This is a genomic window from Streptomyces sp. RLA012, assembly GCF_056270325.1.
In genome coordinates this window covers 8,727,493-8,753,553 of sequence record NZ_JBWDPA010000002.1, presented here as the reverse complement: position 1 = coordinate 8,753,553, position 26,061 = coordinate 8,727,493, and the positions used below count along the sequence as shown (strand labels likewise).

The window sequence follows — 26,061 nt, the reverse complement described above, 5'->3', positions numbered from 1 at the left end:
CAACCGTTCGTTGTCTGGGAACTACACAGTGGACGCGAGCAACTGAGGACAAGCCCTCGGCCTATTAGTACCAGTCACCTCCACACCTTACGGTGCTTCCAGATCTGGCCTATCAACCCAGTCGTCTACTGGGAGCCTTAACCCCTCAAAGGGGGTGGGAATACTCATCTCGAAGCAGGCTTCCCGCTTAGATGCTTTCAGCGGTTATCCCTCCCGAACGTAGCCAACCAGCCATGCCCTTGGCAGGACAACTGGCACACCAGAGGTTCGTCCGTCCCGGTCCTCTCGTACTAGGGACAGCCCTTCTCAATATTCCTACGCGCACAGCGGATAGGGACCGAACTGTCTCACGACGTTCTAAACCCAGCTCGCGTACCGCTTTAATGGGCGAACAGCCCAACCCTTGGGACCGACTCCAGCCCCAGGATGCGACGAGCCGACATCGAGGTGCCAAACCATCCCGTCGATATGGACTCTTGGGGAAGATCAGCCTGTTATCCCCGGGGTACCTTTTATCCGTTGAGCGACGGCGCTTCCACAAGCCACCGCCGGATCACTAGTCCCGACTTTCGTCCCTGCTCGACCCGTCGGTCTCACAGTCAAGCTCCCTTGTGCACTTACACTCAACACCTGATTACCAACCAGGCTGAGGGAACCTTTGGGCGCCTCCGTTACTCTTTAGGAGGCAACCGCCCCAGTTAAACTACCCATCAGACACTGTCCCTGATCCGGATCACGGACCCAGGTTAGACATCCAGCACGACCAGAGTGGTATTTCAACGACGACTCCCACACGGCTGGCGCCGCGCTTTCAAAGTCTCCCACCTATCCTACACAAGCCGAACCGAACACCAATATCAAACTGTAGTAAAGGTCCCGGGGTCTTTCCGTCCTGCTGCGCGAAACGAGCATCTTTACTCGTAGTGCAATTTCACCGGGCCTATGGTTGAGACAGTCGAGAAGTCGTTACGCCATTCGTGCAGGTCGGAACTTACCCGACAAGGAATTTCGCTACCTTAGGATGGTTATAGTTACCACCGCCGTTTACTGGCGCTTAAGTTCTCAGCTTCGCCAAGACGAATCTTGACTAACCGGTCCCCTTAACGTTCCAGCACCGGGCAGGCGTCAGTCCGTATACATCGCCTTACGGCTTCGCACGGACCTGTGTTTTTAGTAAACAGTCGCTTCTCGCTGGTCTCTGCGGCCACCCCCAGCTCAAGGAGTAAATCCTCTCACCAGTGATGGCCCCCCTTCTCCCGAAGTTACGGGGGCATTTTGCCGAGTTCCTTAACCATAGTTCACCCGAACGCCTCGGTATTCTCTACCTGACCACCTGAGTCGGTTTAGGGTACGGGCCGCCATGAAACTCGCTAGAGGCTTTTCTCGACAGCATAGGATCATCCACTTCACCACAATCGGCTCGGCATCAGGTCTCAGCCTCAATGTGCAACGGATTTACCTATCACACGGCCTACACCCTTACCCCGGGACAACCACCGCCCGGGATGGACTACCTTCCTGCGTCACCCCATCACTCACCTACTACAGGTCTGGACCGTCGGCTCCACCACTTTCCATTCCCCGAAGGGTCCGGAACGGCTTCACGGACTTAGCATCGCCTGGTTCAATGTTTGACGCTTCACAGCGGGTACCGGAATATCAACCGGTTATCCATCGACTACGCCTGTCGGCCTCGCCTTAGGTCCCGACTTACCCTGGGCAGATCAGCTTGACCCAGGAACCCTTAGTCAATCGGCGCACACGTTTCTCACGTGTGTATCGCTACTCATGCCTGCATTCTCACTCGTGAACCGTCCACCACTGCCTTCCGGCGCGGCTTCACCCGGCACACGACGCTCCCCTACCCATCCATACAGGCGTTGGCCCTATTGTATGAATGACACGACTTCGGCGGTACGCTTGAGCCCCGCTACATTGTCGGCGCGGAATCACTAGACCAGTGAGCTATTACGCACTCTTTCAAGGGTGGCTGCTTCTAAGCCAACCTCCTGGTTGTCTCTGCGACTCCACATCCTTTCCCACTTAGCGTACGCTTAGGGGCCTTAGTCGATGCTCTGGGCTGTTTCCCTCTCGACCATGGAGCTTATCCCCCACAGTCTCACTGCCGCGCTCTCACTTACCGGCATTCGGAGTTTGGCTAAGGTCAGTAACCCGGTAGGGCCCATCGCCTATCCAGTGCTCTACCTCCGGCAAGAAACACACGACGCTGCACCTAAATGCATTTCGGGGAGAACCAGCTATCACGGAGTTTGATTGGCCTTTCACCCCTAACCACAGGTCATCCCCCAGGTTTTCAACCCTGGTGGGTTCGGTCCTCCACGACCTCTTACAGCCGCTTCAACCTGCCCATGGCTAGATCACTCCGCTTCGGGTCTTGAGCGCGCTACTAAAACGCCCTATTCGGACTCGCTTTCGCTACGGCTTCCCCACACGGGTTAACCTCGCAACACACCGCAAACTCGCAGGCTCATTCTTCAAAAGGCACGCAGTCACGACGCACCGAGTAAACTCGATGCGCGACGCTCCCACGGCTTGTAGGCACACGGTTTCAGGTACTATTTCACTCCGCTCCCGCGGTACTTTTCACCATTCCCTCACGGTACTATCCGCTATCGGTCACCAGGGAATATTTAGGCTTAGCGGGTGGTCCCGCCAGATTCACACGGGATTTCTCGGGCCCCGTGCTACTTGGGTGTTTCTCAAACGAGCCGTTGACATTTCGACTACGGGGGTCTTACCCTCTACGCCGGACCTTTCGCATGTCCTTCGCCTACATCAACGGTTTCTGACTCGTCTCACGGCCGGCAGACCGTAAAAGAGAAATCCCACAACCCCACATACGCAACCCCTGCCGGGTCTCACACGCATATGGTTTAGCCTCATCCAGTTTCGCTCGCCACTACTCCCGGAATCACGGTTGTTTTCTCTTCCTGCGGGTACTGAGATGTTTCACTTCCCCGCGTTCCCTCCACATACCCTATGTGTTCAGGTATGGGTGACAGCCCATGACGACTGCCGGGTTTCCCCATTCGGAAACCCCCGGATCAAAGCCTGGTTGACGACTCCCCGGGGACTATCGTGGCCTCCCACGTCCTTCATCGGTTCCTGGTACCAAGGCATCCACCGTGCGCCCTTAAAAACTTGGCCACAGATGCTCGCGTCCACTGTGCAGTTCTCAAACAACGACCAACCACCCACCACCCTGCCGCACACGGCAAGTTCACTGGGGCGGCACTGAAGGCAGCCATGATCGGCCGAACCCTCAGACACCCAACAGCGTGCCCGGCACCCCTGCCGCTTCCCTCATTCGTTCCACGCCCCGAAGAGCAGTACTGGAAGGAGAAGACAGTCAAGTGCACCGAATAATCAACGTTCCACCCATGAGCAACCACCGTCGAACATCTGCCGACGTAATGGCCCTGGACCACCGGGCAAGCCCGGCAGCCTAGATGCTCCTTAGAAAGGAGGTGATCCAGCCGCACCTTCCGGTACGGCTACCTTGTTACGACTTCGTCCCAATCGCCAGTCCCACCTTCGACAGCTCCCTCCCACAAGGGGTTGGGCCACCGGCTTCGGGTGTTACCGACTTTCGTGACGTGACGGGCGGTGTGTACAAGGCCCGGGAACGTATTCACCGCAGCAATGCTGATCTGCGATTACTAGCAACTCCGACTTCATGGGGTCGAGTTGCAGACCCCAATCCGAACTGAGACAGGCTTTTTGAGATTCGCTCCGCCTCACGGCTTCGCAGCTCATTGTACCTGCCATTGTAGCACGTGTGCAGCCCAAGACATAAGGGGCATGATGACTTGACGTCGTCCCCACCTTCCTCCGAGTTGACCCCGGCAGTCTCCTGTGAGTCCCCATCACCCCGAAGGGCATGCTGGCAACACAGAACAAGGGTTGCGCTCGTTGCGGGACTTAACCCAACATCTCACGACACGAGCTGACGACAGCCATGCACCACCTGTACACCGACCACAAGGGGGCGACCATCTCTGGCCGTTTCCGGTGTATGTCAAGCCTTGGTAAGGTTCTTCGCGTTGCGTCGAATTAAGCCACATGCTCCGCTGCTTGTGCGGGCCCCCGTCAATTCCTTTGAGTTTTAGCCTTGCGGCCGTACTCCCCAGGCGGGGAACTTAATGCGTTAGCTGCGGCACCGACGACGTGGAATGTCGCCAACACCTAGTTCCCACCGTTTACGGCGTGGACTACCAGGGTATCTAATCCTGTTCGCTCCCCACGCTTTCGCTCCTCAGCGTCAGTAATGGCCCAGAGATCCGCCTTCGCCACCGGTGTTCCTCCTGATATCTGCGCATTTCACCGCTACACCAGGAATTCCGATCTCCCCTACCACACTCTAGCCTGCCCGTATCGACTGCAGACCCGGGGTTAAGCCCCGGGCTTTCACAACCGACGCGACAAGCCGCCTACGAGCTCTTTACGCCCAATAATTCCGGACAACGCTTGCGCCCTACGTATTACCGCGGCTGCTGGCACGTAGTTAGCCGGCGCTTCTTCTGCAGGTACCGTCACTTGCGCTTCTTCCCTGCTGAAAGAGGTTTACAACCCGAAGGCCGTCATCCCTCACGCGGCGTCGCTGCATCAGGCTTTCGCCCATTGTGCAATATTCCCCACTGCTGCCTCCCGTAGGAGTCTGGGCCGTGTCTCAGTCCCAGTGTGGCCGGTCGCCCTCTCAGGCCGGCTACCCGTCGTCGCCTTGGTGAGCCACTACCTCACCAACAAGCTGATAGGCCGCGGGCTCATCCTTCACCGCCGGAGCTTTCAACCCACCCAGATGCCCAGGCAGGTATTATCCGGTATTAGACCCCGTTTCCAGGGCTTGTCCCAGAGTGAAGGGCAGATTGCCCACGTGTTACTCACCCGTTCGCCACTAATCCACCCCGAAAGGCTTCATCGTTCGACTTGCATGTGTTAAGCACGCCGCCAGCGTTCGTCCTGAGCCAGGATCAAACTCTCCGTGAATGTTTTCCCGTAATCGGGACGACACCACGAGAGCGGAACCCCCCGAGGAATAATCGGAAGGTTCACAGCGTCCTCGCTGTGCGCCTACCGGACAATGCCCGGCAGGACTTTTTCAAAGGAACCACGCCCCGACCGATCGGCCGGAGACGGGGTATCAACATATCTGGCGTTGATTTTTGGCACGCTGTTGAGTTCTCAAGGAACGGACGCTTCCTTTGTACTCACCCGAGAGAATCTCTCAGGCTTTCCTCCGGGCGCTTCCCTTCGGTCTTACTGTCTTGCTTTGTTCTTGCGTTTCCGACTCTATCAGACCGTTTCCCGACCCGATTTCCTCGGTGCTTTCCAGGTTCCCGCTTTCGCGTTTCCCTTTCCGGCGGTTCCGACTCTATCAGATCCTTTCGGACCCGATTCCCTGCCGGTGGGATTTCGTCTCCGTGCTTTGAGCGCTTTCGTCTCGCGGCCTTTCGACATTCACTACGTTAGCCGACTCCCTCCGCAACTCATAATCGAGTTCAGCGAGATTGAATTCAGACGTGCAGGCACGCCGAATTGACCCCCGCTGAGGGGAAGTCGTAGGTAGTGGGTTGGCCACTTCCGGCTGCTGGCTGAACGCCGTACCCGGTTCAAGCGGCTCGGGCTACATTACGGACCCGTCCACGGACGCGTCAAGTTGAGCGACGGCGTGGCGTATGGGCCCGATAAGGACTCACGGTGAGGTCGTTGTCGACCCAGAAGCGCCACGGGTGGATGCCCCCGTCGCCGGCCACTCCCGTGCGCGGACCGTTGCATACCTGGTCGGAGGGGACGGGGGTGCCCGTGAGGAGGGTCAGTGGGGAGCCCTCGGGGGCGCAGGCGTCGGTGCCGTCGAGGGACCGGTCCACCCCGAGTGCCGTGGCGAGGCGCGCGGGCCCTTTGGCCAGTTCCTTGTCGTTTCGGGCCGAGAGTCGACGTTTGCGAGCGAGTTCGGCACCCTCGATGATCTCCCCGGCACGGAGGAGAACCCCGCTCGGATTGTCCTCCGGACCGCACACCAGGTTCATGCAGAACCACATGCCGTAGGTGAAGTAGACGTATACATGCCCGGGCGGACCGAACATCACGCCGTTGCGGGCCGTGCGGCCGCGATAAGCGTGCGAGCCGGGGTCGTTCGGGCCGTCGTAGGCCTCGACCTCCGTGAGGCGGAGTTCGATCGGACCGTCCGGTGTGGTGCGCACGAGGATGCGCCCCAGCAGGTCGGGCGCGACCTCCAGTACAGGGCGGTCGAAGAAGTCCCGGGTGAGGGGCGTACGGTCAGGGGCCGCGATCATGGCGTACGAGCCTAGTCCAGTGGTCCGGTCGCCCGGTCGGGTGGGCACGGACGGGGACCGGTGTGTACGCGTGCGTGCCTGCGGGTGGTCAGGGAGCGTCTGCCTTGGAAAGGTGGGGCACGGAACCGGCCGCGGTCGGATCGCGTTTGTAGGGATCAAGGATCCAGACGGATGTACGACGGAACACAGGCATTGCCTGGGGAGGAAGAGACATGGGGTTCAAGCGGCTGCTTGCGAGCCTGGGGGCCGGTGGGGCTTCGGTCGAGACGGTGCTGACCGAGGTCAACGTCGTTCCGGGCGGTGTCGTGCAGGGTGAGGTGCGGATCCAGGGCGGATCCGTGAACCAGGCCATCGAGGGGCTGTCGGTCGGGCTCCAGGCCAAGGTCGAGGTCGAGGGGCACGACGACCAGGAGTACAAGCAGGACATCGAGTTCACGAAGCTGCGCCTCGGTGGGGCCTTCGAGCTGCAGGCCGGTGCCGTGCACGCGGTTCCCTTCGGGCTGGAGATTCCGTGGGAGACACCGATCACCACGATCGACGGGCAGAGCCTGCGCGGGATGCACATCGGTGTGACCACCGAGCTGGAGATCGCGCGTGCCGTGGACTCCGGTGACCTGGACCCGATCAATGTGCACCCGCTGCCGGCGCAGCAGGCGATTCTGAACGCCTTCATCCAGCTGGGCTTCCGCTTCAAGAACGCGGACCTGGAGCGCGGCCACATCCGGGGCACCCGGCAGAAGCTGCCCTTCTACCAGGAGATCGAGTTCTTCCCGCCGTCGCAGTATCGCGGGCTGAACCAGGTGGAGCTGAGCTTCGTCGCGGACGACCACACCATGGACGTCATCCTTGAGATGGACAAGAAGCCGGGGCTCTTCAGTGAGGGCAGCGACTCGTACCGCTCCTTCCAGGTGGGTCTGCACGACTACCAGGGCACGGACTGGGCCGCGTATCTGAACCAGTGGCTGTCCGAGGTCGGCAGCAAGCGCAGCTGGTTCTAGGCTCGGGGTCGGGAGATTCCGCCGTTCAGGAGGTTCTGACGTGACCGAGCTCAAGAGGCCGCCGCTTCCCCACGACTTCCATCCGCCCGTTCCGGCCTTCACCGTCACCAGTGAGGACGTCGAGCCGGGCGGAGTGCTGCAGGACGCTCAGGTCTACGCGGCCGGCAACACCTCGCCGCAGCTGAGCTGGGAGGGCTTCCCCCCGGAGACCAAGAGCTTCGCCGTGACGTGCTTCGACCCGGACGCTCCCACGGGAAGCGGGTTCTGGCACTGGGTGCTGTTCGACATTCCGGTCTCCGTGACGGAATTGCCGACGGGTGCGGGCAGCGGGAAGTTCGAGGGGCTGCCGGAGGGCGCCGTTCAGGTGCGCAACGACTACGGGTCCAAGGACTTCGGTGGCGCCGCGCCGCCGGCCGGGGATCCTGCGCATCGTTACCTGTTCACGGTGTACGCCGTCGATCAGGAGAAGCTCGGCCCGGACGCCGAGGTGTCGCCGGCCTTCGTGGGATTCAATCTGCGGTTCCACACGCTGGCGCGCGCCCAGTTGATGGGTGAGTACGCGTCTCCCGCGTAAAGCGTTGAAGACGCACGTTCACTGAACGTTTGCCCGCCTCTGGTCTTGGAAGTGATCAGGGGCGGGCATTTTTATTGCGTTGTCCATCTCGGCGTGCCCGGCCAGAGTTGATCCAAGCCCGCCAGGCGGTGGGCCGGTGCGCACGGGAGGTGGGCTGGATGCGGGACACGCTGGTTCTGAACGCGAGCTTTGAGCCGCTGTCGACGGTGACGTTGAACCGAGCCGTCGTTCTGGTGCTGCAGGACAAGGCTGTCGTTGAGCAGGCCCACCCCGAACTCCGTATGCGCGGCGCCGCGCTGGACATACCCGTGCCGCGGGTGATCAGGCTCTGCCGGTATGTACGGGTGCCCTTCCGAAGACAAGCGCCGTGGTCCAGGCGTGGCGTGCTGGTGCGCGACCGACATCGGTGCGCGTACTGCGGCAGGCGGGCCACGACGGTCGACCACGTGGTGCCGCGCGCGCAGGGTGGTCAGGACTCCTGGCTGAACACGGTCGCGTCCTGCGCGGAGGACAACCACCGCAAGGCGGCCCGCACGCCGGAGCAGGCAGGTATGCCGCTGCTGCGGCAGCCGTTCGAGCCGACGCCCGCGGACGCGATGCTGCTGACCCTGGGCCAGGACGACCTCGACGCCCTGCCGGAGTGGCTGGCCCAGCCCGCGGCCTGACCGCCTGGTTCGTACGACGATGGGGCCCACCTCCGCCAAGAGGTGGGCCCCATCGTCGTACGAACCAGGTCGTCAGTCGGTGACGGACGGCTTCTCGCGGCGCTCGGCGCCTCCGGTTCCGTTGCCCGAACCGCCGCCCATGGGGCCGAAGTTGCCCATGGCGCCGCTGAGGCCCTTGAGGGCGTCGCCGATCTCGCTGGGCACGATCCAGAGCTTGTTGGCGTCGCCCTCGGCGATCTTGGGGAGCATCTGGAGGTACTGGTAGGCCAGAAGCTTCTGGTCGGCGTCGCCGGCGTGGATGGACTCGAAGACCGTACGGATGGCCTGGGCCTCGCCCTCGGCGCGCAGGGCGGCGGCCTTGGCCTCACCTTCGGCGCGCAGGATCGCGGACTGCTTCTCACCTTCGGCGGTGAGGATCTGCGACTGGCGGATACCTTCGGCGGTGAGGATCGCGGCGCGCTTGTCACGGTCGGCGCGCATCTGCTTCTCCATCGAGTCCTGGATGGAGGTGGGCGGTTCGATCGCCTTGAGCTCGACACGGTTGACGCGGATGCCCCACTTGCCGGTGGCCTCGTCGAGGACTCCGCGCAGGGCCGCGTTGATCTCCTCACGGGAGGTGAGGGTCCGCTCCAGGTCCATGCCACCGATGATGTTGCGCAGGGTGGTGACGGTGAGCTGTTCGATCGCCTGGATGTAGCTGGCGACCTCGTAGGTGGCGGCGCGGGCGTCGGTGACCTGGTAGTAGATGACCGTGTCGATGTTGACCACCAGGTTGTCCTGGGTGATCACCGGCTGCGGCGGGAACGGGACGACTTGTTCACGAAGGTCGATGCGGTTGCGGATGGAGTCGATGAACGGGACCACGATGTTCAGGCCCGCGTTCAGGGTCCGCGTGTAGCGACCGAAGCGCTCGACGATGGCCGCGCTGGCCTGTGGGATGACCTGAATGGTCTTGATCAGGGCAATGAAGACCAACACCACCAGAATGATCAGGACGATGATGATTGGTGCCATCGATGCTCCCCGTACCCTTCTCCGCCTCGGTAATTCCGAAAGATCTTATGGTTGTTGAAGATCTTGCTCGACGAGTGTGGCAGACCGTCGTCTGCCACGTGGGGCGTTCGGTTCACTTGCGTCGCACGAGGTCACATGACAATCGCCGTGGCTCCTTCGATGTCCACGACGTCCACCTCCTGGCCCACCTCGTAGGCCTGTCCGGCGTCGAGGGCGCGCGCGGACCAGATCTCTCCGCCGAGCTTGATCCGGCCGCCGCCCGAACCGTCCACCCGTTCCAGGACGATGGCCTGTTTGCCCTTCAACGCGTCCACGCCCGTGACCAGTTGGGGCCGCTGCGAGCGGTGCCGGGCCGCGACGGGGCGTACGACGGCGATGAGCGCCACCGAGACGACGGCGAAGACGAGCACTTGGAGGACGACACCACCGCCCAGGCCCGCGGCGACCGCCGCCGCGGCGGCGCCTGCGGCGAGCATGCCGAACTCCGGCATCGCGGTCACCACGAGCGGGATGCCCAGCGCGGCCGCGCCGACCAGCCACCACACCCATGCGTTGATGTCGTTCACGTGGTCATGGTAGGTCCGCGAGCCTGGCGCGGACAGGGCGCAGATCGGTTGAGAAGGGGCTCGTACTAGGTGTTTCGTGCCGGAGGGTTCGTACGGGGCACTTCGTACGTGTGTTTACGGTCGGTCAGGCCATCGGCAGACCCTGCGCGGTCCAACGCTCGCCGACCTGTTCGACGATGAGCGGGAGGCCGAAGCAGAGGGAGAGGTTGCGCGAGGTGAGTTCGAGCTCCAGCGGGCCCGCGGCGAGCACTTTGCCCTGACGGATCATCAGGACATGGGTGAAGCCGGGGGCGATCTCCTCGACGTGGTGGGTGACCATGATCATGGAGGGGGCGATCGGGTCGCGGGCGAGGCGGCCGAGGCGGCGGACGAGGTCCTCGCGGCCGCCGAGGTCGAGGCCCGCGGCGGGCTCGTCGAGCAGGAGCAGCTCGGGGTCGGTCATGAGCGCGCGGGCGATCAGGGTGCGCTTGCGCTCGCCCTCGGAGAGGGTGCCGAACCTGCGGTCGAGGTAGTCGCTCATGCCGAGGCGGTCGAGGAAGGCGCGGGCACGCTGCTCGTCGATGTCCTCGTAGTCCTCGTGCCAGCCCGCGGTCATGCCGTACGCGGCCGTCAGTACGGTCTGCAGCACGGTCTGGCGCTTGGGGAGCTTCTCGGCCATGGCGATACCGGCCACGCCGATGCGCGGGCGCAGTTCGAAGACGTCGACCTTGCCGAGGGTCTCACCGAGGATGGTGGCGGTGCCCTGGCTGGGGAAGAGGTAGCTGGAGGCGAGATTCAGGAGGGTCGTTTTTCCGGCGCCGTTCGGTCCGAGGATGACCCAGCGCTCCCCCTCCTTGACCGACCAGGAGACCTGGTCCACCAGAGCCCGGCCCTCCCGGACCACGGATACGTCCTCCAGCTCCAGTACATCGCTCATGAGCGCGTTGTCTCCCATTGCAGTCTCGGCCGTCGCTTACGTCTGTGGACGCAGCCCCCAGGGAAAACCTACGCCACCGGTCGGTCGCTCCCATCCATCGGCCGGTCCTTAGGGTGGAGGCATGCTCTCGGAACCACGCTCAGGACGTCTGGCCGCTTGGGGAAATGCCCTTTTCGCCGGACTTGTTTCGCCGGATGACGCGGTACTCGCCATCGTCGGTGAGGACGCGGTGCACCGGGTCGAGGGGCTGCCGGGTGAGTCCGGGCCCGTCGGACTCACGCTCGTCCTCGGCCGGCTGCGCACGCTCGGGGTGACCGGACTGCGGGTCGCGCTGCCCGCGCCGGGGCATCCGCTCGGGTTGAGCGGGCCGCCGGACTTCAATGCGCGCGCCCTCGATGCCGAGGAGGCGGTGATCTGTCACGGCGGTGCGCTCGGGCTCGTCCCCGAGGTGTACGAGGCCGGGCCCGCCGGTGATGTCCATGTCGAGGTCGTCTGGCACTGCCTCCCGGTGCGGGAGGCGCCGCCCGCCGATGTGCCCTCGCTCGGTGAGGCCGAGCGGGAGCTCGCGGAGGCGCTGCGGGACGCGACGGAGGTGTTGTCGCGGCTCGACGTGGCCGGGTCGGGGCCGGTTGCCGAGGCGGCGATCGATGCGTACCGGGCGCGGGCCGAGCGGGGGCGGGAGGTGTTGGCGCCGGGGTATCCGCCGCGTGCGGTGCGGGTGCTGGAGCTTGCGCAGCGGGTGGGGCTGCTGGTCTCCGTCGCGTACGAGAACGGGCATGGTGGGGCGGTGAGTGCGTCGGAGATGTCTGCGCGGGCGTTGGCGCTGCGGCCGGTTGAGCGGACGGCTCGGCGGGCTCAGGTGGCGGCGTACAACGCGTTCGTGGAGGAGCGGGAGCGAGGGGTTCACTGAGGGCCGTTCCTCGCCCCCGCCGCCCCTACCCTCCCCCAAGCTCTCGGCTTCGCTCGAGCAGGGGGACCCCCATCATCCCCAACCTGGGGGCTGCGCCCCCAGACCCCCGCACACAGTGACCGGCCTCCCAGGTGTGTCTGGGAGGCCGGTGGTCATGACGGGGACCGTGTGGGTGTCAGTGGTTGAGGCCCAGGTTGCCGAAGGCGGGGTTCAGCACGCCGATGACGTTCACGCTGTTGCCGACCGCGTTGACGGGGATGTGAATCGGGGCCTGGATGACGTTGCCCGAGACGACACCCGGGGAGCCCTGGGCGTTGCCGCCCGCCCACGAGCCCTCCGTCGCGGACGCCATACCGGCACCGGCGGCGACCAGGCCGCCGGCCACCATCGCGACAGCCGTGGCCTTCTTCAGGTTCTTCACTTCTGAGCCCTCCCTAGCGATCACCGCGGCAGCCGCCGCGGCACGCACTGGAGAACGGCCGGGATCCACGGAGGATGCGCCATCCGGGTGACATACACACGACGGTATGAATCTCAGCCCGGAGCGGAACCCTCCGCGTTGCCGCCGCCACACGGGTGATCAGCCCGCCGCCCCATGGCGTACGGCCCAGAGTGCGGCCTGCGTCCGGTCGGCCAGGTCGAGCTTCATCAGGATGTTCGAGACATGCGTCTTGACGGTCTTTTCGGAGAGGACGAGCGCGCGTGCGATTTCGCGGTTGGAGCGGCCGTCCGCGATCAGGCCGAGCACCTCGCGCTCCCGTTCGGTGAGCGAGCCGCCTCTCCCCTGGCCCGAGTTGGCCTCCTCCTGGGACAGCAGGGCGCCCGCGACCTCGGGCTGCAGCAGGATGTGCCCGGCGTGCACCGAGCGGATGGCTCCGGCGAGGGCGTCGGGGTCCACGTCCTTGTACACATACCCGGCGGCGCCCGCGCGCAGGGCAGGCACGACCGTGCGCTGCTCGGTGAAGCTGGTGACGATCAGCACGCGCGCGGGGTTGGCGAGTTCGCGGAGCTTGCGCAGCGCCTCGATGCCGTCCATGCCCGGCATCTTGACGTCCATGAGGACGACGTCGGGCTTCAACTCCTCGGCGCGGGCGACGCCTTCGGCTCCGTCGGACGCCTCTCCCACCACCTCGATGTCGTCCTGCACTTCGAGGAAGGTGCGCAGGCCCCGGCGGACCACTTGGTGGTCGTCGACCAGCAGCACCTTGATTGCGTCAGCCACCAGGGACCTCCATCTCGATCGTGGTGCCCTTTCCGGGCGCCGATTCCACGGTGAGCGTGCCGCCGACGCCACTCGACCGGTCCCGCATCGACACCAGGCCGAGGTGGCGTCCCGCGGCGCGTATCGCCGTGGGCTCGAAGCCGCTGCCGTCGTCGCTGACGCGCAGGACCGCGCCGGGTCCGCGCTTCTCCAGGGTGACGTCGACCCGGCCCGCTCCAGAATGCCGCAGCGCGTTGTGCAGGGCCTCCTGGGCGACGCGCAGCATGGCCTCCTCCTGGGCGGCGGGCAGCGCCCGCACCCCGCGGCCGGCGAAGGTGACGCGCGCGGAGTGGGCGCGGTCGAGGACCTGGATCTGGGTGCGCAGGGTGGCGACCAGGCCGTCCTCGTCGAGGGCGGCGGGGCGCAGCTCGATGACGGCGGCGCGCAGTTCCTCGGTGGCCTCGGCGGCGAGCGCTGCCACCTGGTGGAGCTCGCCCTTGGCGCGGGCGGGGTCGCGGTCGACGAGGGCGACGGCTGCCTGCGCGGTCAGGCGCAGGGAGAACAGCTTCTGGCTGACCGCGTCGTGAAGTTCATGGGCGAGCCGGGAGCGCTCCTCGGCGATGGTCAGCTCACGGCTGCGCTCGTACAGGCGGGCGTTGGTCAGGGCGATCGCCGCGTGCTGGGCCAGGATCGTGAGGAGTTCCTGGTCGTCCTCGGTGAAGGCGCACCCGTCGCCCGGCTCGGAGCGGTCCTTCTTGTTCTTGTTCGCCAGGAACAGCGCGCCCATGACCTCGTCGCCGTCGCGGATCGGCAGGCCCAGGAAGTCGGACATGTCGGGGTGGGCGGCGGGCCAGCCCTCGAAGCGGGGGTCCTTGCGGACGTCCGCGAGGCGCTCGGGGCGGGCCTCGTGCAGCATGGCGGCGAGGATGCCGTGCTGGCGCGGAAGCGGGCCGATGGCCTTCCACTGGGCGTCGCTGACGCCGTCGACCACGAACTGGGCGAAGCCTCCGTGGTCGTCCGGGACGCCGAGCGCGGCGTACTGCGCGTCGAGCAGCTCGCGGGCCGAGGCGACGATCGTCTTGAGGACCTCGCGCACCTCCAGGTGCCTGCTCATGCCCAGCAGCGCGGAGCTCACCGCGTACAGACCGGACCGGGGGCCTTGGCTCATGTCCCCAAAGTACCCGCGGGGTGTGACAGTGCGTATCCGACCTGTGGTGGCCGCCGCCTGGGCCGGTGGACCTAGGCCGAAGGACCCCGCGTCTTGGGGCCCGCGCACGAGGCGGTGGGGGTCGCCGGGTTCCTAGGTTGAAGGCACCCGCCGGGAGCGGCGGTGAGCGGACGAGGGGACGGACGTCATGCCGGTAGCGATCATCACGGGGGCTTCGAAGGGGCTGGGGAGGGCGCTCGGCGCGGCTCTGGCGGAGCGCGGCTGGGATCTGGTGCTGGACGCCAGGACCGCGGGGGTGCTGGCGGAGACGGCGGTGGCGCTGTCCACGTACGGGACCCGGGTGGAGGCCCTGCCCGGGGACGTCACCGACGCCGGGCACCGTGCCGAGCTGGTGGCGGCCGCCCGCGGGCTCGGCGGCGTCGATCTGCTGGTGAACAACGCGAGCGCGCTGGGCGCCGAGCCGCTGGTGCGCCTGGAGGAGCTGAGTCCGGACGGGCTGCGGCGGGCCCTGGAGGTCAATGTGGTCGCGGCGCTGGGCCTGGTCCAGGAGGCGCTGCCGCTGCTGCGGGCCTCGAAGACCGGGGCGGTCGTCGCCGTCAGCTCGGACGCGGCCGCGGAGGCGTACGAGACGTGGGGCGGGTACGGGGCGTCCAAGGCCGCTCTGGACCACCTCGCGGCCGTGCTCGGCGCGGAGGAGCCCGGGCTGCGGGTCTGGGCGGTGGACCCCGGGGACATGGACACGGACCTGTACGCGGCGGCCGTACCGGACGACGAAGACCCGCGACCGGCGCCCGTCCGTGTGGTCCCGGCCTTTCTGCGGCTGCTGGACGAGCGCCCGGCGAGTGGCCGGTACTCGGCGCCGTCACTCCTGGAGGTGGCCCGGTGAAGAGGACGACCGCCGCGGCCCTCGTGGGGGTGCGATGACGATCGCCGTGCGGGTTCCCGAGGAGCTGTCGGCACGGGTGCCGGCCGAGCAGCGTGGGCCCGGGCGGGACCGGGACTCCGTACGGATGCTCGTGTCGCGGGGTACGGAGGTGTCGCATCACGCGTTCGTGGAGCTGCCGCGGCTGCTGCGGGCCGGGGATCTGCTCGTCGTCAACATCTCGCCCACGCTGGCCGCCGCCGTGGACGGGTGGATCGGGCACACGCGCGTGGTGGTGCATTTCTCCACGCGGGGTGATGACGGGCGGTGGGCCGTCGAGCTGCGGGATCCCGACGGAAGGGGCACCACGCGTGCGCGTGCGGGCGGGCCCGCGGGGATGGAGGTGCGCCTCGCCGGGGACATGGGGCTCGTCCTGGAGGAGCCGCTGACACCGTGCGGCTCCCGGTTGTGGTGGGGGCGGGTGTCGGATCCGGACGTGCCGGGGCTGCTGCGTCGGCACGGGCGGCCCATTCGTTACTCCTATACGGAGCGGGATCAGCCGCTGTCCGTCTATCAGACGGTGTTCGCGCTGCCGTCCGCCGACGGCGGCGGGAGTGCGGAGATGCCGAGTGCGGCGCGGCCCTTCACCGCGCGGATGGTGGCGGAGCTGGTGAGCCGGGGCGTGCAGTTCGCACCGATCACGCTGCACACGGGTGTCGCTTCGGCGGAGGCCCACGAGCCGCCGTATCCGGAGCGGTACGAGGTACCGGGGACGTCGGCGCGGCTGATCAACGCGGCGAAGGCAGGGGGCGGCCGGATCGTCGCGGTGGGGACGACGGCCGTACGCGCCGTCGAGTCGGCCGCGGGCCCGGAGGGAGTGGTCCGGGCCCGGAAGGGCTGGACGGACCTCGTGGTGACCCCGGAGCGGGGCGTACGGGTGGTGGACGGGCTGCTGACCGGGCTGCACGAGCCGGAGGCCTCGCATCTGCTGATGCTGGAGGCGGTCGCGGGCCGGGCGGCGGTGGAGCGCGGCTACGGCGAGGCGTTGAGCGGGCTCTACCTCTGGCACGAGTTCGGGGACGTGCACCTCGTCCTTCCGGACGAGGACTCTCACCCTGAGCATTGCTCCAGCAACCACAGGTGAGAATTCCTCAAGGGTGATGTGACCCCGCACATAGGGCGCACATCACATACGAAGGTACATAGGAGATAAAGGGGTCCTGGGTGAGCGGGGCAGACGTGACAGTCTGCCCCGATTTGCCCTTCCTGGGCCTACTACCGGGCTTCGTACGTCACACCTTTGCCACAGTATTTTGCGGCCGCTAAGAATGGCTCCGTCGCTCAGCGCCGCGGGTTCCACCCCGAGGCGCCAGCTCCGAAAACACTCCACCCCCACCGGAGCGAGAGCGACCTCCGCGCTATTCGAAGAGGTCCATCAGCCATGCCCAAGAACACCCGCACTCCTGGACATAGTCCGAAGCTGACCCAGGTCCACAAGCTCTCGATCGCCGGTGTCGCCACCCTCGGTGCCGCGGCCCTCGCGTTCTCGCTGGTGCCCGGTGCCTCGGGGACCACCACGACGACCGACGCGGCCGCCTCCTCGGCCCCGGTCGTCTTCAGCGGGCAGCCGATCAAGGACGTCAAGGCCAGCGTGACCGACCAGCTGGCGGGCGCGAGCCTGAAGACCCAGGCCATCGCGGCAAAGAGGCAGGCCGCCGACGCCGCCGAGAAGAAGGCCGCCGCCGTCCTCGCCCAGCGGAAGACCGCTGCCGCGGCCACCGCCAGGACGACCGCCGAGAACACCCGCGCGCAGGAGCCCGCCGCGAGCCGCTCCACGCAGCGCATCTCGTTCGAGACCGTCGCCATGAAGACGTCCACCAACAACCTCGACGGCTGGATCCGCCAGTCGCTCGCCATCATGGCGAAGCACCGCATCCCCGGCACGTACAACGGTCTGTACCGCAACATCATGCGGGAGTCCTCGGGCAATCCGAGGGCCATCAACGGCTGGGACGTCAACGCGATCAACGGCATCCCGTCGAAGGGCCTGCTGCAGGTCATCCAGCCGACGTTCAACGCATACCACGTCTCCGGCACCTCGTGGAACATCTACGACCCGGTCGCCAACATCACGGCCGCCGCCAACTACGCGGCCCACAAGTACGGCTCGATGGACAACGTCAACAGCGCGTACTGAGGCCGGCGCGGACCTCTGACACGTGACGCCGAAGGGCGGCACCCCGGTGTGGGGGTGCCGCCCTTCGGCATGGGTGCGAGCGGGGGCTACTTGCGCATGACCTCGGGCTCGTGGCGGCGCAGGAAGCGGGCCACGAGGAAGCCGCAGATCACGCCGAGGACGATCAGGGCGATCATGTCGAGGGTCCAGGCGCCGGTGGTGTGCTCCCACAGCGGGTCCGTCCGGCCCGGGTTGTTCTTGTCCGGGAAGAGCACGTTGAGGTCCAGGGTGGTGCCCGCGGCGGCGACCGCCCAGCGCGACGGCATCAGGTACGAGAACTGGTTGACGCCGATCGCGCCGTTCAGGACGAACAGACACCCGGTGAAGACGACCTGGACGATCGCGAACATGACGAGCAGCGGCATGGTCTTCTCGGCCGTCTTCACCAGCGAGGAGATGACCAGGCCGAACATCATCGAGGTGAAGCCCAGCGCCATGATCGGCAGGGTCAGTTCCACCTTCGTCGCGGCGCCGAGGAGCAGGCCCTCCTTCGGGACCGTCCGGCTGCCGAAGCCGATGGCGCCGACCAGTGCCCCCTGCAGCAGGGTGACCACGCCGAGCACGACCACCTTGGACATCAGGTACGCCGAGCGGGACAGGCCGGTCGCGCGCTCCCGCTCGTAGATCACCCGTTCCTTGATCAGCTCACGGACGGAGTTGGCGGCGCCGGCGAAGCAGGCACCCACGGCGAGGATCAGCAGGACGGTGGTGGCGGTGCCGTTGCCGATGTTGGTGCCGTTCTTGGTGAAGCGCGGCAGCAGGTCGTCGCCCGAGTCGATCAACAGGCTGACCGAGCCGAGCACCACGGGCAGGATCACCGTCAGCGCCAGGAAGCCCTTGTCGGACACGATCACCGACACATAGCGCCGCACCAGTGTGCCCAGCTGGGAGAACCAGCCCTGCGGCTTCGGCGGCTTCATCGCCTGCGGCGGCGTCACGTTCGCCGCCTGCGGGGCGACGGCGTCGATGTCCGCGGCATACATCTGGTAGTGCTGCGAGCCCTTCCAGCGGCCCGCCCAGTCGTAGTCGCGGTAGTTCTCGAAGGCGGAGAAGACGTCGGCCCAGGTCTCGTAGCCGAAGAAGTTGAGGGCCTCCTCGGGCGGACCGAAGTACGCCACCGAACCGCCCGGTGCCATCACCAGCAGCTTGTCGCAGATCGCCAGCTCGGCCACGGAGTGCGTGACGACGAGGACCGTACGGCCGTCGTCGGCGAGACCGCGCAGCAGCTGCATGACATCGCGGTCCATGCCCGGGTCGAGGCCGGAGGTCGGCTCGTCCAGGAAGATCAGCGAGGGCTTGGTCAGCAGCTCCAGGGCCACCGAGACGCGCTTGCGCTGGCCACCGGAGAGGGAGGTGACCTTCTTCTCCTTGTGGACGTCCAGTTTCAGCTCGCGCAGCACCTCGTCTATGCGCGCCTCGCGCTCCTCGCCCGTGGTGTCGGCGGGGAAGCGCAGTTTGGCCGCGTACTTGAGGGCCTTCTTGACGGTCAGTTCCTTGTGCAGGATGTCGTCCTGCGGGACCAGACCGATGCGCTGGCGCAGCTCGGCGAACTGCTTGTACAGGTCCCGGTTGTCGTAGAGGACGTCACCCTGGTTGGCGGGGCGGTAGCCCGTGAGCGCCTTCAGGAGCGTCGACTTGCCGGAGCCCGACGGGCCGATGACCGCGACGAGCGACTTCTCCGGGACGCCGAAGGAGACGTCCCGGAGGATCTGCTTGCCGCCGTCGACCGTGACGGTCAGGTGGCGGGCCGAGAAGGAGACCTCACCGGTGTCGACGAACTCCTCTAGGCGGTCGCCGACAAGACGGTACGTCGAGTGGCCGACGCCGACGATGTCGTTCGGCCCGAGCAGCGCCGAGCCGCCCTTGGCGATCGGCATACCGTTGACGTACGTGCCGTTGTGCGAGCCGAGGTCGCGGATCTCGTAGCGGCCGTCGGGCGCCGCGTGGAACTCCGCGTGGTGGCGCGAGACCTGGAGGTCGGAGACGACCAGTTCGTTCTCCAGGGCACGGCCGATGCGCATCACACGGCCGAGGGCCAGCTGGTGGAACGTGGTCGGGCTGCGGTCGCCGTAGACCGGCGGCGCCCCCGCGCCACCACCGGGTCCCTGCTGCTGCGGCACGCGCGGCGCGGACTGCTGCGGCTGCTGACGGCCCTGCTCCGGGGTCTGCTGCTGCGGCGCCGGCTGCTGAGCCCAGGCGGGGCCCGCGCCCTGTGCCGCGTACGGCTGTTGCTGGGGCTGCGCGACGGCGGCGGCACCGGAGAGGTTCAGGCGCGGGCCGTCGGTCGCGTTGCCGAGGTGCACGGCCGAACCGGGGCCGATCTCCATCTGATGGATCCGCTGCCCCTGCACGAAGGTGCCGTTGGTGCTGCCGTGGTCCTCGATGACCCAACTCCGGCCGCCCCAGCTGATCGTGGCGTGACGCCAGGAGACCCTGGCGTCGTCGAGCACGATGTCCCCCTGCGGATCACGTCCGAGGGTGTATGGCCTGGCCGCATCGAGCGTCCAGGTCCGTCCGTTCAATTCCAGTACGAGTTCCGGCACTCCATGCCCCACTGAGTTGTCCCCCGATGAGTTGTCCCCCGAGTTACCCCCATCACAGGGAGTCTAGGGATGTCGAACATCGGGGGGAACTATTTCAGGAGCAGCCCCCTGACCGAAAGTCGGGCCATACGGCGTCCGCGTACGGGCGGGGTTGCCCGTTTCCGTTGACGGGGTTGAAACCGGACCGGAGAGTGGTAATCCCCCGCGAGGGGGACATCCACGGTGGTGACACCGCGGCGCGGATCGGGGGGTCTGACAATGAGCATCGACACCGTGGGACACGGCAGGCGTCTGCCGTGGGGGGATATGCTGTTGTCCGCGATCGCCTCGGTGAGTTGGGCGTTGATCGCGATGGCGGGCACGGCCGCGCTGGGCCTGCATCTGGTCGGCGCGGACGCGGCGGGTTCGCTCGGGCCGATGACCGCGGCAGTGGTGGCCCTTGGGGCGAATGGTGCGGTCAAGCCGGCGGGCGACGTGTCGGCCTTCGGCCTGAAAGGCGCGGAGGCGCACACGGCCATCCAGATCACGCCATTGGGCGTGGGGCTGGTGGGTGCGCTCCTGCTCTCCTTCTTCTTCCTACGGTCCTTGCGCGGCGCGGGAGTCGAGATCGCGCCGTTCGAACTCCTCGCGCGTGCGGGCACGGTGGTGCTGCTGTTCGTCGCGACCCTGGGCGGGCTCGCCTGGGCCGGGCACGACGTCATCACGATCGACGGCGGCAATCTCGGTCTCGACCAGGTGACGGGCGGCGGCGGACTCGGGAACATCACCGACAAACTCCCCGGCGGACTCGGGGACCTCGGCGGGCTGCTGCCCGACAAGATCGGCGACCTGGTGAACGCGCAGGCGGCCGTGGGCTTCACCGTCGACACCGTGCCCACGCTGCTCGGCGGCGCGGCCTGGGCGGCCGGAATCCTGGTGATCGCCCTGCTCGCCTCCCGGCGCACCCCGCTGCCGCGCGGCTGGGAGGGCGTGCACCGGGTGGTGCGGCCGGCCGCGTCCGCGCTGGTCACGGTGATGCTGGTGGCGGTGGCGGCGGGGCTCGCGGCGGCGGCGTACGCGGCGATCGGCGACCCGCATCCCAAGCTGATCGCGGGCGCGGCGCTGCTCGGGGCACCCAACGGGGTGTGGCTCGGCGTCCCGATCGGTCTCTTCGTCCCCTGGGACGGCAAGGCCACCGGCGAACTCGCCAAACTGCTCCCCGACCCCCTCGACAAGTTGCTGAGTGTCGACTCCGACCAGCCCGTCACCCTGGGCCGTCTCGCCGAACTCGACGGCCGGGTGTGGCTGCTGGGAGTGGCGACGGCGTTGATGATGCTGTTCGCGGGCGTCCTGGCGGCCACGCGTACGCCTTTTGCAGGGCAGCGGGCTGCGGCACCGGGGGGAACACCGACTGCTCCGGATGTACGAGGGCCGGGTGCCCTCGGTTTCGTGGGACGCTGCGCTCTTCGGCTCGGGATCGTGACGGCGCTGGCGCTGCCGCTGCTGGCGTGGCTGACGGATGTGTCCGTGGACGCCTCGCTGTCGGTGTTCGGCATCGACGCGTTCGGCGCCGGGATCCAACTGCACGGACACCTGGGCATGGCGCTGCTGCTCGGCGCCGCATGGGGTGCGGGCACGGGGGCGGCGGGGGCACTGCTGGCGTGCGCGAGCGGGGCCGCGGGACGGCGGGCGGCGCCGCTGGCACTGGGTGACTCCGGTCCTCCCCTTCCACCGGTTCCCCCGGTTCCCCCGGTTTCCCCGCTCTCTCCCGACCTCCCGCCGCAGCCAGGGCCGTACGCGCCGAACACGCCGTACCGGCCGGCGAATCCCGACACCAATCCGTATCTGCGGCTGCCCGACGGTTTACGGGGGCCGGCGGACGGAGGGCCGCCCGAGCGAACACGACCGCCCGACGACGTGTACGGCGCGCCGACGGTCGTCCGGCCGATGACGCCGCCACCTGGGCCGCGGCACCGACGGCCGCAGCGGCGCGATGTGCCGCCTCCGCCGCAGCCCCCGCCCGACCAGGGCCCGCCTCCGCCACCGAGCCCCCGGCGACGCGACTGACGCCACCCCCGGGCAACGCGCTCGACACCGCTTCGACACCCAGTGTTCCCTGTCCGCGGAGCGGACCTGGGCGGCGGCAGGCACTGGGTGCCGGATACGGTGGAACCACCATGAGCGCTTCGCAGACCCACGAGGTCCCCACTGTCCTCGTCAAGATCTTCGGCAAGGACCGGCCGGGCATCACGGCCGGACTTTTCGACACCCTCGCCGCCTACTACGTCGACGTGGTCGACATCGAGCAGGTCGTCACCCGGGGCCGGATCGTGCTGTGCGCCCTCGTGACGGAGCCGCCCGCCGGCATGGAGGGTGATCTGCGGGCCACCGTCCACAGCTGGGCGGAGTCGATGAAGTTGCAGGCGGAGATCATCTCCGGTCTCGGCGACAACCGGCCGCGTGGCCTCGGACGGTCCCTCGTCACCGTGCTCGGGCATCCGCTCACGGCGGAGTCGACGGCCGCGATCGCCGCGCGGATCACCAAGACCGGCGGCAACATCGACCGTATCTTCCGGCTCGCCAAGTACCCGGTGACGGCGGTCGAGTTCGCGGTGTCCGGTGCGGAGACCGAGACGCTGCGCACCGCGCTGGTGACGGAGGCGGCGGCGCTCGGTGTGGACATCGCGGTGGTGGCCGCGGGGCTGCACCGGCGGGCCCAGCGCCTGGTCGTCATGGATGTGGACTCGACGCTCATCCAGGACGAGGTGATCGAACTGTTCGCCGCCCACGCCGGGTGCGAGGACGAGGTCGCCGAGGTGACGGCGTCCGCGATGCGCGGGGAGCTGGACTTCGAGCAGTCGCTGCACGCGCGGGTGGCGCTGCTCAAGGGTCTGGACGCCTCGGTGGTGACCAAGGTGCGCCAGGAGGTACGGCTGACGCCGGGTGCGCGCACGCTGATCCGTACGCTGAAGCGGCTCGGCTTCCAAGTGGGTGTCGTCTCGGGTGGGTTCACCCAGGTCACCGACGATCTCAAGGAGCGGCTCGGTCTCGACTTCGCGCAGGCCAACACGCTGGAGATCGTCGACGGGAAGCTGACCGGCAAGGTCGTCGGGGAGATCGTGGACCGCGCGGGCAAGGCGCGGCTGCTGCGCCGGTTCGCCGCCGAGGCGGGGGTGCCGCTCTCCCAGACCGTGGCGATCGGTGACGGTGCCAACGACCTCGACATGCTCAACGCGGCCGGTCTCGGTGTCGCCTTCAACGCCAAGCCCGTCGTCCGCCAGGCCGCGCACACCGCGGTGAACTTCCCCTTCCTGGACACCGTCCTGTATCTGCTGGGCGTCACCCGCGAAGAGGTCGAGGCGGCGGACATGCACCTGGACGACCACTGACCCTGGACGGCCGCCCGGACCGTGCGGGGTCGTCGTAGGGGTCGTGCGGGCCGTAGAGGGCGTGCGGGCCTTAGGGGGCGTACGCACAGCAGTCGCACACATACAGGTCGTAGCCATACAGGTCGTAGCCATACAGGTCGTACGCAGTCGCCCGCGCGGACGGTCGTACGCGGTCGTACTCCTGGGGTCGTACGTCGACGGGGGCCCGGCACCGTGATGGTGCCGGGCCCCCGGTCCGTGCAGGGGTGGGTTACTGGGTCGGCGCCCAGTAGTCGAGCAGCGTGCACACTCCCGGCTCCAGGGATTTCCAGGAGCTCTCGAAGGTGAGCACGGCGAAGGCCGCGGTGTGGAAACCGTGGTCGGTCATCCGGGCGCGGGTGTCGCCCTCGGCCTGCCCGGCCAGGATGTCGGCGAGGCCCTGGATGCCGGGGTTGTGGCCGATCAGGACCACGTTCTGCGCGTCGTCCGAGGTTTCGTTGAGCACGGCGATCAGCTCGCCGGGCGAGGCCTCGTAGAGCCGTTCCTCATAGACCGTTTTCGGCCGGTGCGCGAGCTCATGGACGGCGAGCTTCCAGGTTTCACGGGTCCGGGCCGCGGTGGAGCAGAGGGCCAGATCGACGGGGATGCCGGTGTCGGCCAGCTTGCGGCCGGCGACGGCTGCGTCCATACGGCCCCGGTCAGCGAGCGGCCGCTCGTGGTCGGACACCTGTGGCCAGTCGGCTTTCGCATGCCGGAAGAGAACAATCCTGCGGGGTTCTGCGACGCTCATGAGTCCCAGCTTCGCATGAAACACGCCATGCGGCGCAGACAGTTGACGGCCTCCCCCAAGGGTGCTCAGGGGGTCTGGCGCAGCACGGTCTGCTGGATGCGCTCGAAGAGGTGACTGATCGAGGGGTCGCCGGTCGCGGCGTGCGCATCCGCCGGGTTCAGTATCAGGAGGAGCAGGGCGGCGAAGGCGAGGGCGGGCAGGGCGAGGGCCCACCAGGGAAGCCGGATGTCGACACTGCCCGTGGTCGCCGGGTGGGGCCGGGTGTGCGTACGGGCCGACATGCCGCCTCCGCGAGTCTTCGAGTGCTCCGTGGGCCGCGTCCTCGCGGCCACATCTCGAAGTTACGGAATCCGGGGCCCTCAACCCATCCGGTGATCCACCCACTTGACCCTGACACTCACCCCCTAGGGGATGGGGGGTTAGCCCCACCTCCGGCGTCCCGGGGGGCGTGGGAGGTGGTGGTTACGGGGAGGCGATCGAGGCGATGATGCCGATGATCACAGTGATGGCCAGCATCGCGCCGAGCACGAGCAGCAACTTCTTCTGGCCGTTCTGGGGATTCGGGTCGAGCGCAGGCATACGGCCAGTCTCGCACCCTTCGTCCGCACTCCCACCGTCGGGGGGCCTCACGGCCGGGGGCCGCGCGCGGCCTCGTCCTCCACGGTGCGGTCGCGGCCCGCGAGGACGCCCGTCGCGATCTGCGGGACCATCAGCGCGGCCATGAGGGCGAGCGGCAGTCCCCAGCCGCCGCTGTGCTGGTAGAGGACACCCACGAGGAGGGGCCCGGGGATCGAGAGCAGATACCCGGTGCTCTGCGCGAACGCCGAGAGCTTGGCGACGCCCGCGCCGGTCCTGGCCCGCATCCCGACCATGGTGAGGGCGAGCGGGAAGGCACAGTTGGAGACACCGAGCAGCAGGGCCCAGGCCCAGGCGCCGCCGGCCGGAGCGGCGTAGAGGCCCGCGTATCCGGCGAGGCCGCAGACGGCGAGCGCGACCACGATCGGTCCCTGGTGGGGCAGACGGGTGGCGAGGCGCGGGATGACGAAGGCCAGCGGCACACCCATCACCATCGTGACCGCGAGGAGCAGCCCGGCGGTGCCCGCGGAGACCCCGGCATCGCGGAAGATCTGCGGCATCCATCCCATCGTGATGTACGCGGCGGTGGCCTGGAGCCCGAAGAAGACGGCGAGTGCCCAGGCGGTACGGCTACGGGTGATGCGCAGCCCGTCGCGCTCCGGCGGAGCGGTGTCCTTCGTGTGCGTCCGCTCGGCGCCGTGGAAATCGGCGTCCCGCGCGCGGACGAGGGCGATCCACGGCAGTACGGCGACCGCCGCCGGTCCCGCCCACACCGCGAGCCCCGACCGCCAACTGCCGCCCAGGGCATCGGTCATGGGCACGGTCACCGCCGCCGCGGCCGAGGTGCCCAGGGCGAGTGCCATCGAGTAGAGGCCGGTCATGGAGCCGACCCGGTCCGGGAACCAGCGCTTGACGATCACCGGCATCAGGACGTTGCTGACGGCGATGCCCATGAGTGCGAGGGCGCTGGCGGCCAGGAAGCCGACCGTGCTCCCGGCGTACGGCCGGATCGCGAGGCCCGCCGCGATGGCGGCCATTCCGGCGCAGACGACCGCTCCGGGTCCGAAACGGCGGGCGAGTCGCGGTGCCGTGACCCCGAAGACGGCGAAACAGAGCGGCGGTACGGAGGTGAGGAGTCCCGCGACGCTGCCGCTCATGCCGAGTCCGTCGCGCACCTCTTCGAGAAGGGCGCCGAAGCTGGTGATGGCGGGGCGCAGGTTGAGGGCGGTGAGGACGATGCCGACGGTGACCAGCCGCGTCATCCACGCGCGCGTGGGCTGCGATCGGAGCTGCGCGCTCTCGACGGAACCGCGTACGGGTGTGGACGTCATCGTCCCGGTCTCCTCGCTGGCCATGACGCCCATCATAGAATCATGGGATG

The 26,061-nt window shown here is 67.3% G+C and carries 21 protein-coding genes and 2 rRNA genes; 9 read left to right on the top strand and 14 right to left on the bottom strand.

Going from position 1 to position 26,061, the window contains the following annotated elements:
- Window positions 1-44: 44 nt before the first annotated feature.
- The 3 genes from RV986_RS40080 to RV986_RS40070 all read right to left on the bottom strand — a co-directional run bounded on the left by RV986_RS40080 (window position 45) and on the right by RV986_RS40070 (window position 6,314).
- Window positions 45-3,168, bottom strand: a 23S ribosomal RNA gene (locus RV986_RS40080).
- A 313-nt stretch (window positions 3,169-3,481) separates the two neighbouring features.
- A 16S ribosomal RNA gene (locus RV986_RS40075) occupies window positions 3,482-5,007 on the bottom strand.
- The 16S and 23S rRNA genes sit together here, the layout of an rRNA operon.
- Before the next feature lie 665 nt (window positions 5,008-5,672).
- Window positions 5,673-6,314, bottom strand: a complete 642-nt coding sequence (locus tag RV986_RS40070) for a DNA-3-methyladenine glycosylase (RefSeq protein ID WP_475922080.1) — start codon at window positions 6,312-6,314, stop codon at window positions 5,673-5,675.
- A 212-nt stretch (window positions 6,315-6,526) separates the two neighbouring features.
- On the opposite strand from RV986_RS40070, the gene RV986_RS40065 reads away from it, so the two are divergent.
- From RV986_RS40065 to RV986_RS40055, 3 genes are all read left to right on the top strand, one after another.
- Window positions 6,527-7,312, top strand: a complete 786-nt coding sequence (locus RV986_RS40065) for a sporulation protein (RefSeq protein ID WP_475922079.1) — start codon at window positions 6,527-6,529, stop codon at window positions 7,310-7,312.
- A gap of 40 nt (window positions 7,313-7,352) precedes the next feature.
- Window positions 7,353-7,886, top strand: coding sequence for a YbhB/YbcL family Raf kinase inhibitor-like protein (locus RV986_RS40060; RefSeq protein WP_475922078.1), 534 nt, complete (start codon window positions 7,353-7,355; stop codon window positions 7,884-7,886).
- 158 nt (window positions 7,887-8,044) lie between these two features.
- On the top strand, window positions 8,045-8,551 hold the full coding sequence (locus tag RV986_RS40055; protein ID WP_475922077.1) for an HNH endonuclease: 507 nt from the start codon (window positions 8,045-8,047) through the stop codon (window positions 8,549-8,551).
- Between the two features lie 72 nt (window positions 8,552-8,623).
- Here the strand turns inward: RV986_RS40055 and RV986_RS40050 are convergent, their stop codons facing one another.
- The 3 genes from RV986_RS40050 to RV986_RS40040 form a co-directional block, all read right to left on the bottom strand.
- On the bottom strand, window positions 8,624-9,565 hold the full coding sequence (locus tag RV986_RS40050; protein ID WP_475922076.1) for an SPFH domain-containing protein: 942 nt from the start codon (window positions 9,563-9,565) through the stop codon (window positions 8,624-8,626).
- A 131-nt stretch (window positions 9,566-9,696) separates the two neighbouring features.
- Window positions 9,697-10,131: an NfeD family protein gene (locus RV986_RS40045; protein WP_475922075.1), complete on the bottom strand. Its 435-nt coding sequence runs from the start codon at window positions 10,129-10,131 to the stop codon at window positions 9,697-9,699.
- A 124-nt stretch (window positions 10,132-10,255) separates the two neighbouring features.
- Window positions 10,256-11,047 (bottom strand): ABC transporter ATP-binding protein, encoded by a 792-nt coding sequence (locus RV986_RS40040; RefSeq protein WP_475922074.1) that lies wholly within the window; start codon window positions 11,045-11,047, stop codon window positions 10,256-10,258.
- 121 nt (window positions 11,048-11,168) lie between these two features.
- On the opposite strand from RV986_RS40040, the gene RV986_RS40035 reads away from it, so the two are divergent.
- Complete coding sequence (locus RV986_RS40035) at window positions 11,169-11,957, top strand: hypothetical protein (protein ID WP_475922073.1); 789 nt, start codon at window positions 11,169-11,171, stop codon at window positions 11,955-11,957.
- A gap of 175 nt (window positions 11,958-12,132) precedes the next feature.
- Here RV986_RS40035 and RV986_RS40030 read toward each other — a convergent pair whose 3' ends face one another.
- The 3 genes from RV986_RS40030 to RV986_RS40020 form a co-directional block, all read right to left on the bottom strand.
- The gene (locus RV986_RS40030; RefSeq protein ID WP_475922072.1) at window positions 12,133-12,378 is read right to left on the bottom strand and encodes a chaplin; all 246 of its coding nucleotides are present in this window, start codon (window positions 12,376-12,378) and stop codon (window positions 12,133-12,135) included.
- Between the two features lie 159 nt (window positions 12,379-12,537).
- Window positions 12,538-13,179, bottom strand: a complete 642-nt coding sequence (locus tag RV986_RS40025) for a response regulator (RefSeq protein WP_475922071.1) — start codon at window positions 13,177-13,179, stop codon at window positions 12,538-12,540.
- Window positions 13,172-14,326 (bottom strand): GAF domain-containing sensor histidine kinase, encoded by a 1,155-nt coding sequence (locus tag RV986_RS40020; protein WP_475922070.1) that lies wholly within the window; start codon window positions 14,324-14,326, stop codon window positions 13,172-13,174. Before RV986_RS40020 ends, RV986_RS40025 begins: the two co-directional genes overlap by 8 nt.
- Window positions 14,327-14,513: 187 nt before the next feature.
- On the opposite strand from RV986_RS40020, the gene RV986_RS40015 reads away from it, so the two are divergent.
- The 3 genes from RV986_RS40015 (at window position 14,514) to RV986_RS40005 (ending at window position 17,385) form a co-directional block, all read left to right on the top strand.
- Complete coding sequence (locus RV986_RS40015; RefSeq protein WP_475922069.1) at window positions 14,514-15,212, top strand: SDR family NAD(P)-dependent oxidoreductase; 699 nt, start codon at window positions 14,514-14,516, stop codon at window positions 15,210-15,212.
- Between the two features lie 34 nt (window positions 15,213-15,246).
- A complete protein-coding gene (locus RV986_RS40010; RefSeq protein ID WP_475922068.1) occupies window positions 15,247-16,332 on the top strand; it encodes an S-adenosylmethionine:tRNA ribosyltransferase-isomerase in 1,086 nt (361 codons plus the stop codon).
- A 297-nt stretch (window positions 16,333-16,629) separates the two neighbouring features.
- Window positions 16,630-17,385: a transglycosylase SLT domain-containing protein gene (locus tag RV986_RS40005; RefSeq protein ID WP_475922067.1), complete on the top strand. Its 756-nt coding sequence runs from the start codon at window positions 16,630-16,632 to the stop codon at window positions 17,383-17,385.
- Window positions 17,386-17,471: 86 nt separating this feature from the next.
- Here the strand turns inward: RV986_RS40005 and RV986_RS40000 are convergent, their stop codons facing one another.
- Window positions 17,472-19,967 (bottom strand): ABC transporter ATP-binding protein/permease, encoded by a 2,496-nt coding sequence (locus RV986_RS40000; RefSeq protein ID WP_475922066.1) that lies wholly within the window; start codon window positions 19,965-19,967, stop codon window positions 17,472-17,474.
- A gap of 258 nt (window positions 19,968-20,225) precedes the next feature.
- Between RV986_RS40000 and RV986_RS39995 the strand changes: the two genes are divergently transcribed.
- Window positions 20,226-22,013, top strand: coding sequence for a streptophobe family protein (locus RV986_RS39995; protein WP_475922065.1), 1,788 nt, complete (start codon window positions 20,226-20,228; stop codon window positions 22,011-22,013).
- 110 nt (window positions 22,014-22,123) lie between these two features.
- Window positions 22,124-23,335 (top strand): phosphoserine phosphatase SerB, encoded by a 1,212-nt coding sequence (gene serB / locus RV986_RS39990; RefSeq protein ID WP_475922064.1) that lies wholly within the window; start codon window positions 22,124-22,126, stop codon window positions 23,333-23,335.
- A 250-nt stretch (window positions 23,336-23,585) separates the two neighbouring features.
- Here serB and RV986_RS39985 read toward each other — a convergent pair whose 3' ends face one another.
- The 4 genes from RV986_RS39985 to RV986_RS39970 all read right to left on the bottom strand — a co-directional run bounded on the left by RV986_RS39985 (window position 23,586) and on the right by RV986_RS39970 (window position 26,047).
- Complete coding sequence (locus RV986_RS39985; protein ID WP_475922063.1) at window positions 23,586-24,104, bottom strand: SixA phosphatase family protein; 519 nt, start codon at window positions 24,102-24,104, stop codon at window positions 23,586-23,588.
- A gap of 65 nt (window positions 24,105-24,169) precedes the next feature.
- Entirely contained in the window at window positions 24,170-24,385 is a 216-nt protein-coding gene (locus RV986_RS39980; RefSeq protein ID WP_475922062.1) for a hypothetical protein, read from the bottom strand.
- 181 nt (window positions 24,386-24,566) lie between these two features.
- Window positions 24,567-24,683, bottom strand: a complete 117-nt coding sequence (locus tag RV986_RS39975) for an SGM_5486 family transporter-associated protein (protein WP_475922061.1) — start codon at window positions 24,681-24,683, stop codon at window positions 24,567-24,569.
- A gap of 47 nt (window positions 24,684-24,730) precedes the next feature.
- On the bottom strand, window positions 24,731-26,047 hold the full coding sequence (locus RV986_RS39970; protein ID WP_475922060.1) for a CynX/NimT family MFS transporter: 1,317 nt from the start codon (window positions 26,045-26,047) through the stop codon (window positions 24,731-24,733).
- Window positions 26,048-26,061 lie beyond the last annotated feature (14 nt).

Bases quoted from the DNA above. Each gene is read 5' to 3' on its own strand.
- RV986_RS40070 (WP_475922080.1), bottom strand. From the start codon at position 6,314: ATGATCGCGGCCCCTGACCGTACGCCCCTCACCCGGGACTTCTTCGAC.
- RV986_RS40065 (WP_475922079.1), top strand. From the start codon at position 6,527: ATGGGGTTCAAGCGGCTGCTTGCGAGCCTGGGGGCCGGTGGGGCTTCG.
- RV986_RS40055 (WP_475922077.1), top strand. From the start codon at position 8,045: ATGCGGGACACGCTGGTTCTGAACGCGAGCTTTGAGCCGCTGTCGACG.
- RV986_RS40050 (WP_475922076.1), bottom strand. From the start codon at position 9,565: ATGGCACCAATCATCATCGTCCTGATCATTCTGGTGGTGTTGGTCTTC.
- RV986_RS40040 (WP_475922074.1), bottom strand. From the start codon at position 11,047: ATGAGCGATGTACTGGAGCTGGAGGACGTATCCGTGGTCCGGGAGGGC.
- RV986_RS40035 (WP_475922073.1), top strand. From the start codon at position 11,169: ATGCTCTCGGAACCACGCTCAGGACGTCTGGCCGCTTGGGGAAATGCC.
- RV986_RS40020 (WP_475922070.1), bottom strand. From the start codon at position 14,326: ATGAGCCAAGGCCCCCGGTCCGGTCTGTACGCGGTGAGCTCCGCGCTG.
- RV986_RS40015 (WP_475922069.1), top strand. From the start codon at position 14,514: ATGCCGGTAGCGATCATCACGGGGGCTTCGAAGGGGCTGGGGAGGGCG.
- RV986_RS40010 (WP_475922068.1), top strand. From the start codon at position 15,247: ATGACGATCGCCGTGCGGGTTCCCGAGGAGCTGTCGGCACGGGTGCCG.
- RV986_RS40005 (WP_475922067.1), top strand. From the start codon at position 16,630: ATGCCCAAGAACACCCGCACTCCTGGACATAGTCCGAAGCTGACCCAG.
- RV986_RS39995 (WP_475922065.1), top strand. From the start codon at position 20,226: ATGAGCATCGACACCGTGGGACACGGCAGGCGTCTGCCGTGGGGGGAT.
- serB (WP_475922064.1), top strand. From the start codon at position 22,124: ATGAGCGCTTCGCAGACCCACGAGGTCCCCACTGTCCTCGTCAAGATC.
- RV986_RS39985 (WP_475922063.1), bottom strand. From the start codon at position 24,104: ATGAGCGTCGCAGAACCCCGCAGGATTGTTCTCTTCCGGCATGCGAAA.
- RV986_RS39980 (WP_475922062.1), bottom strand. From the start codon at position 24,385: ATGTCGGCCCGTACGCACACCCGGCCCCACCCGGCGACCACGGGCAGT.
- RV986_RS39975 (WP_475922061.1), bottom strand. From the start codon at position 24,683: ATGCCTGCGCTCGACCCGAATCCCCAGAACGGCCAGAAGAAGTTGCTG.
- RV986_RS39970 (WP_475922060.1), bottom strand. From the start codon at position 26,047: ATGATGGGCGTCATGGCCAGCGAGGAGACCGGGACGATGACGTCCACA.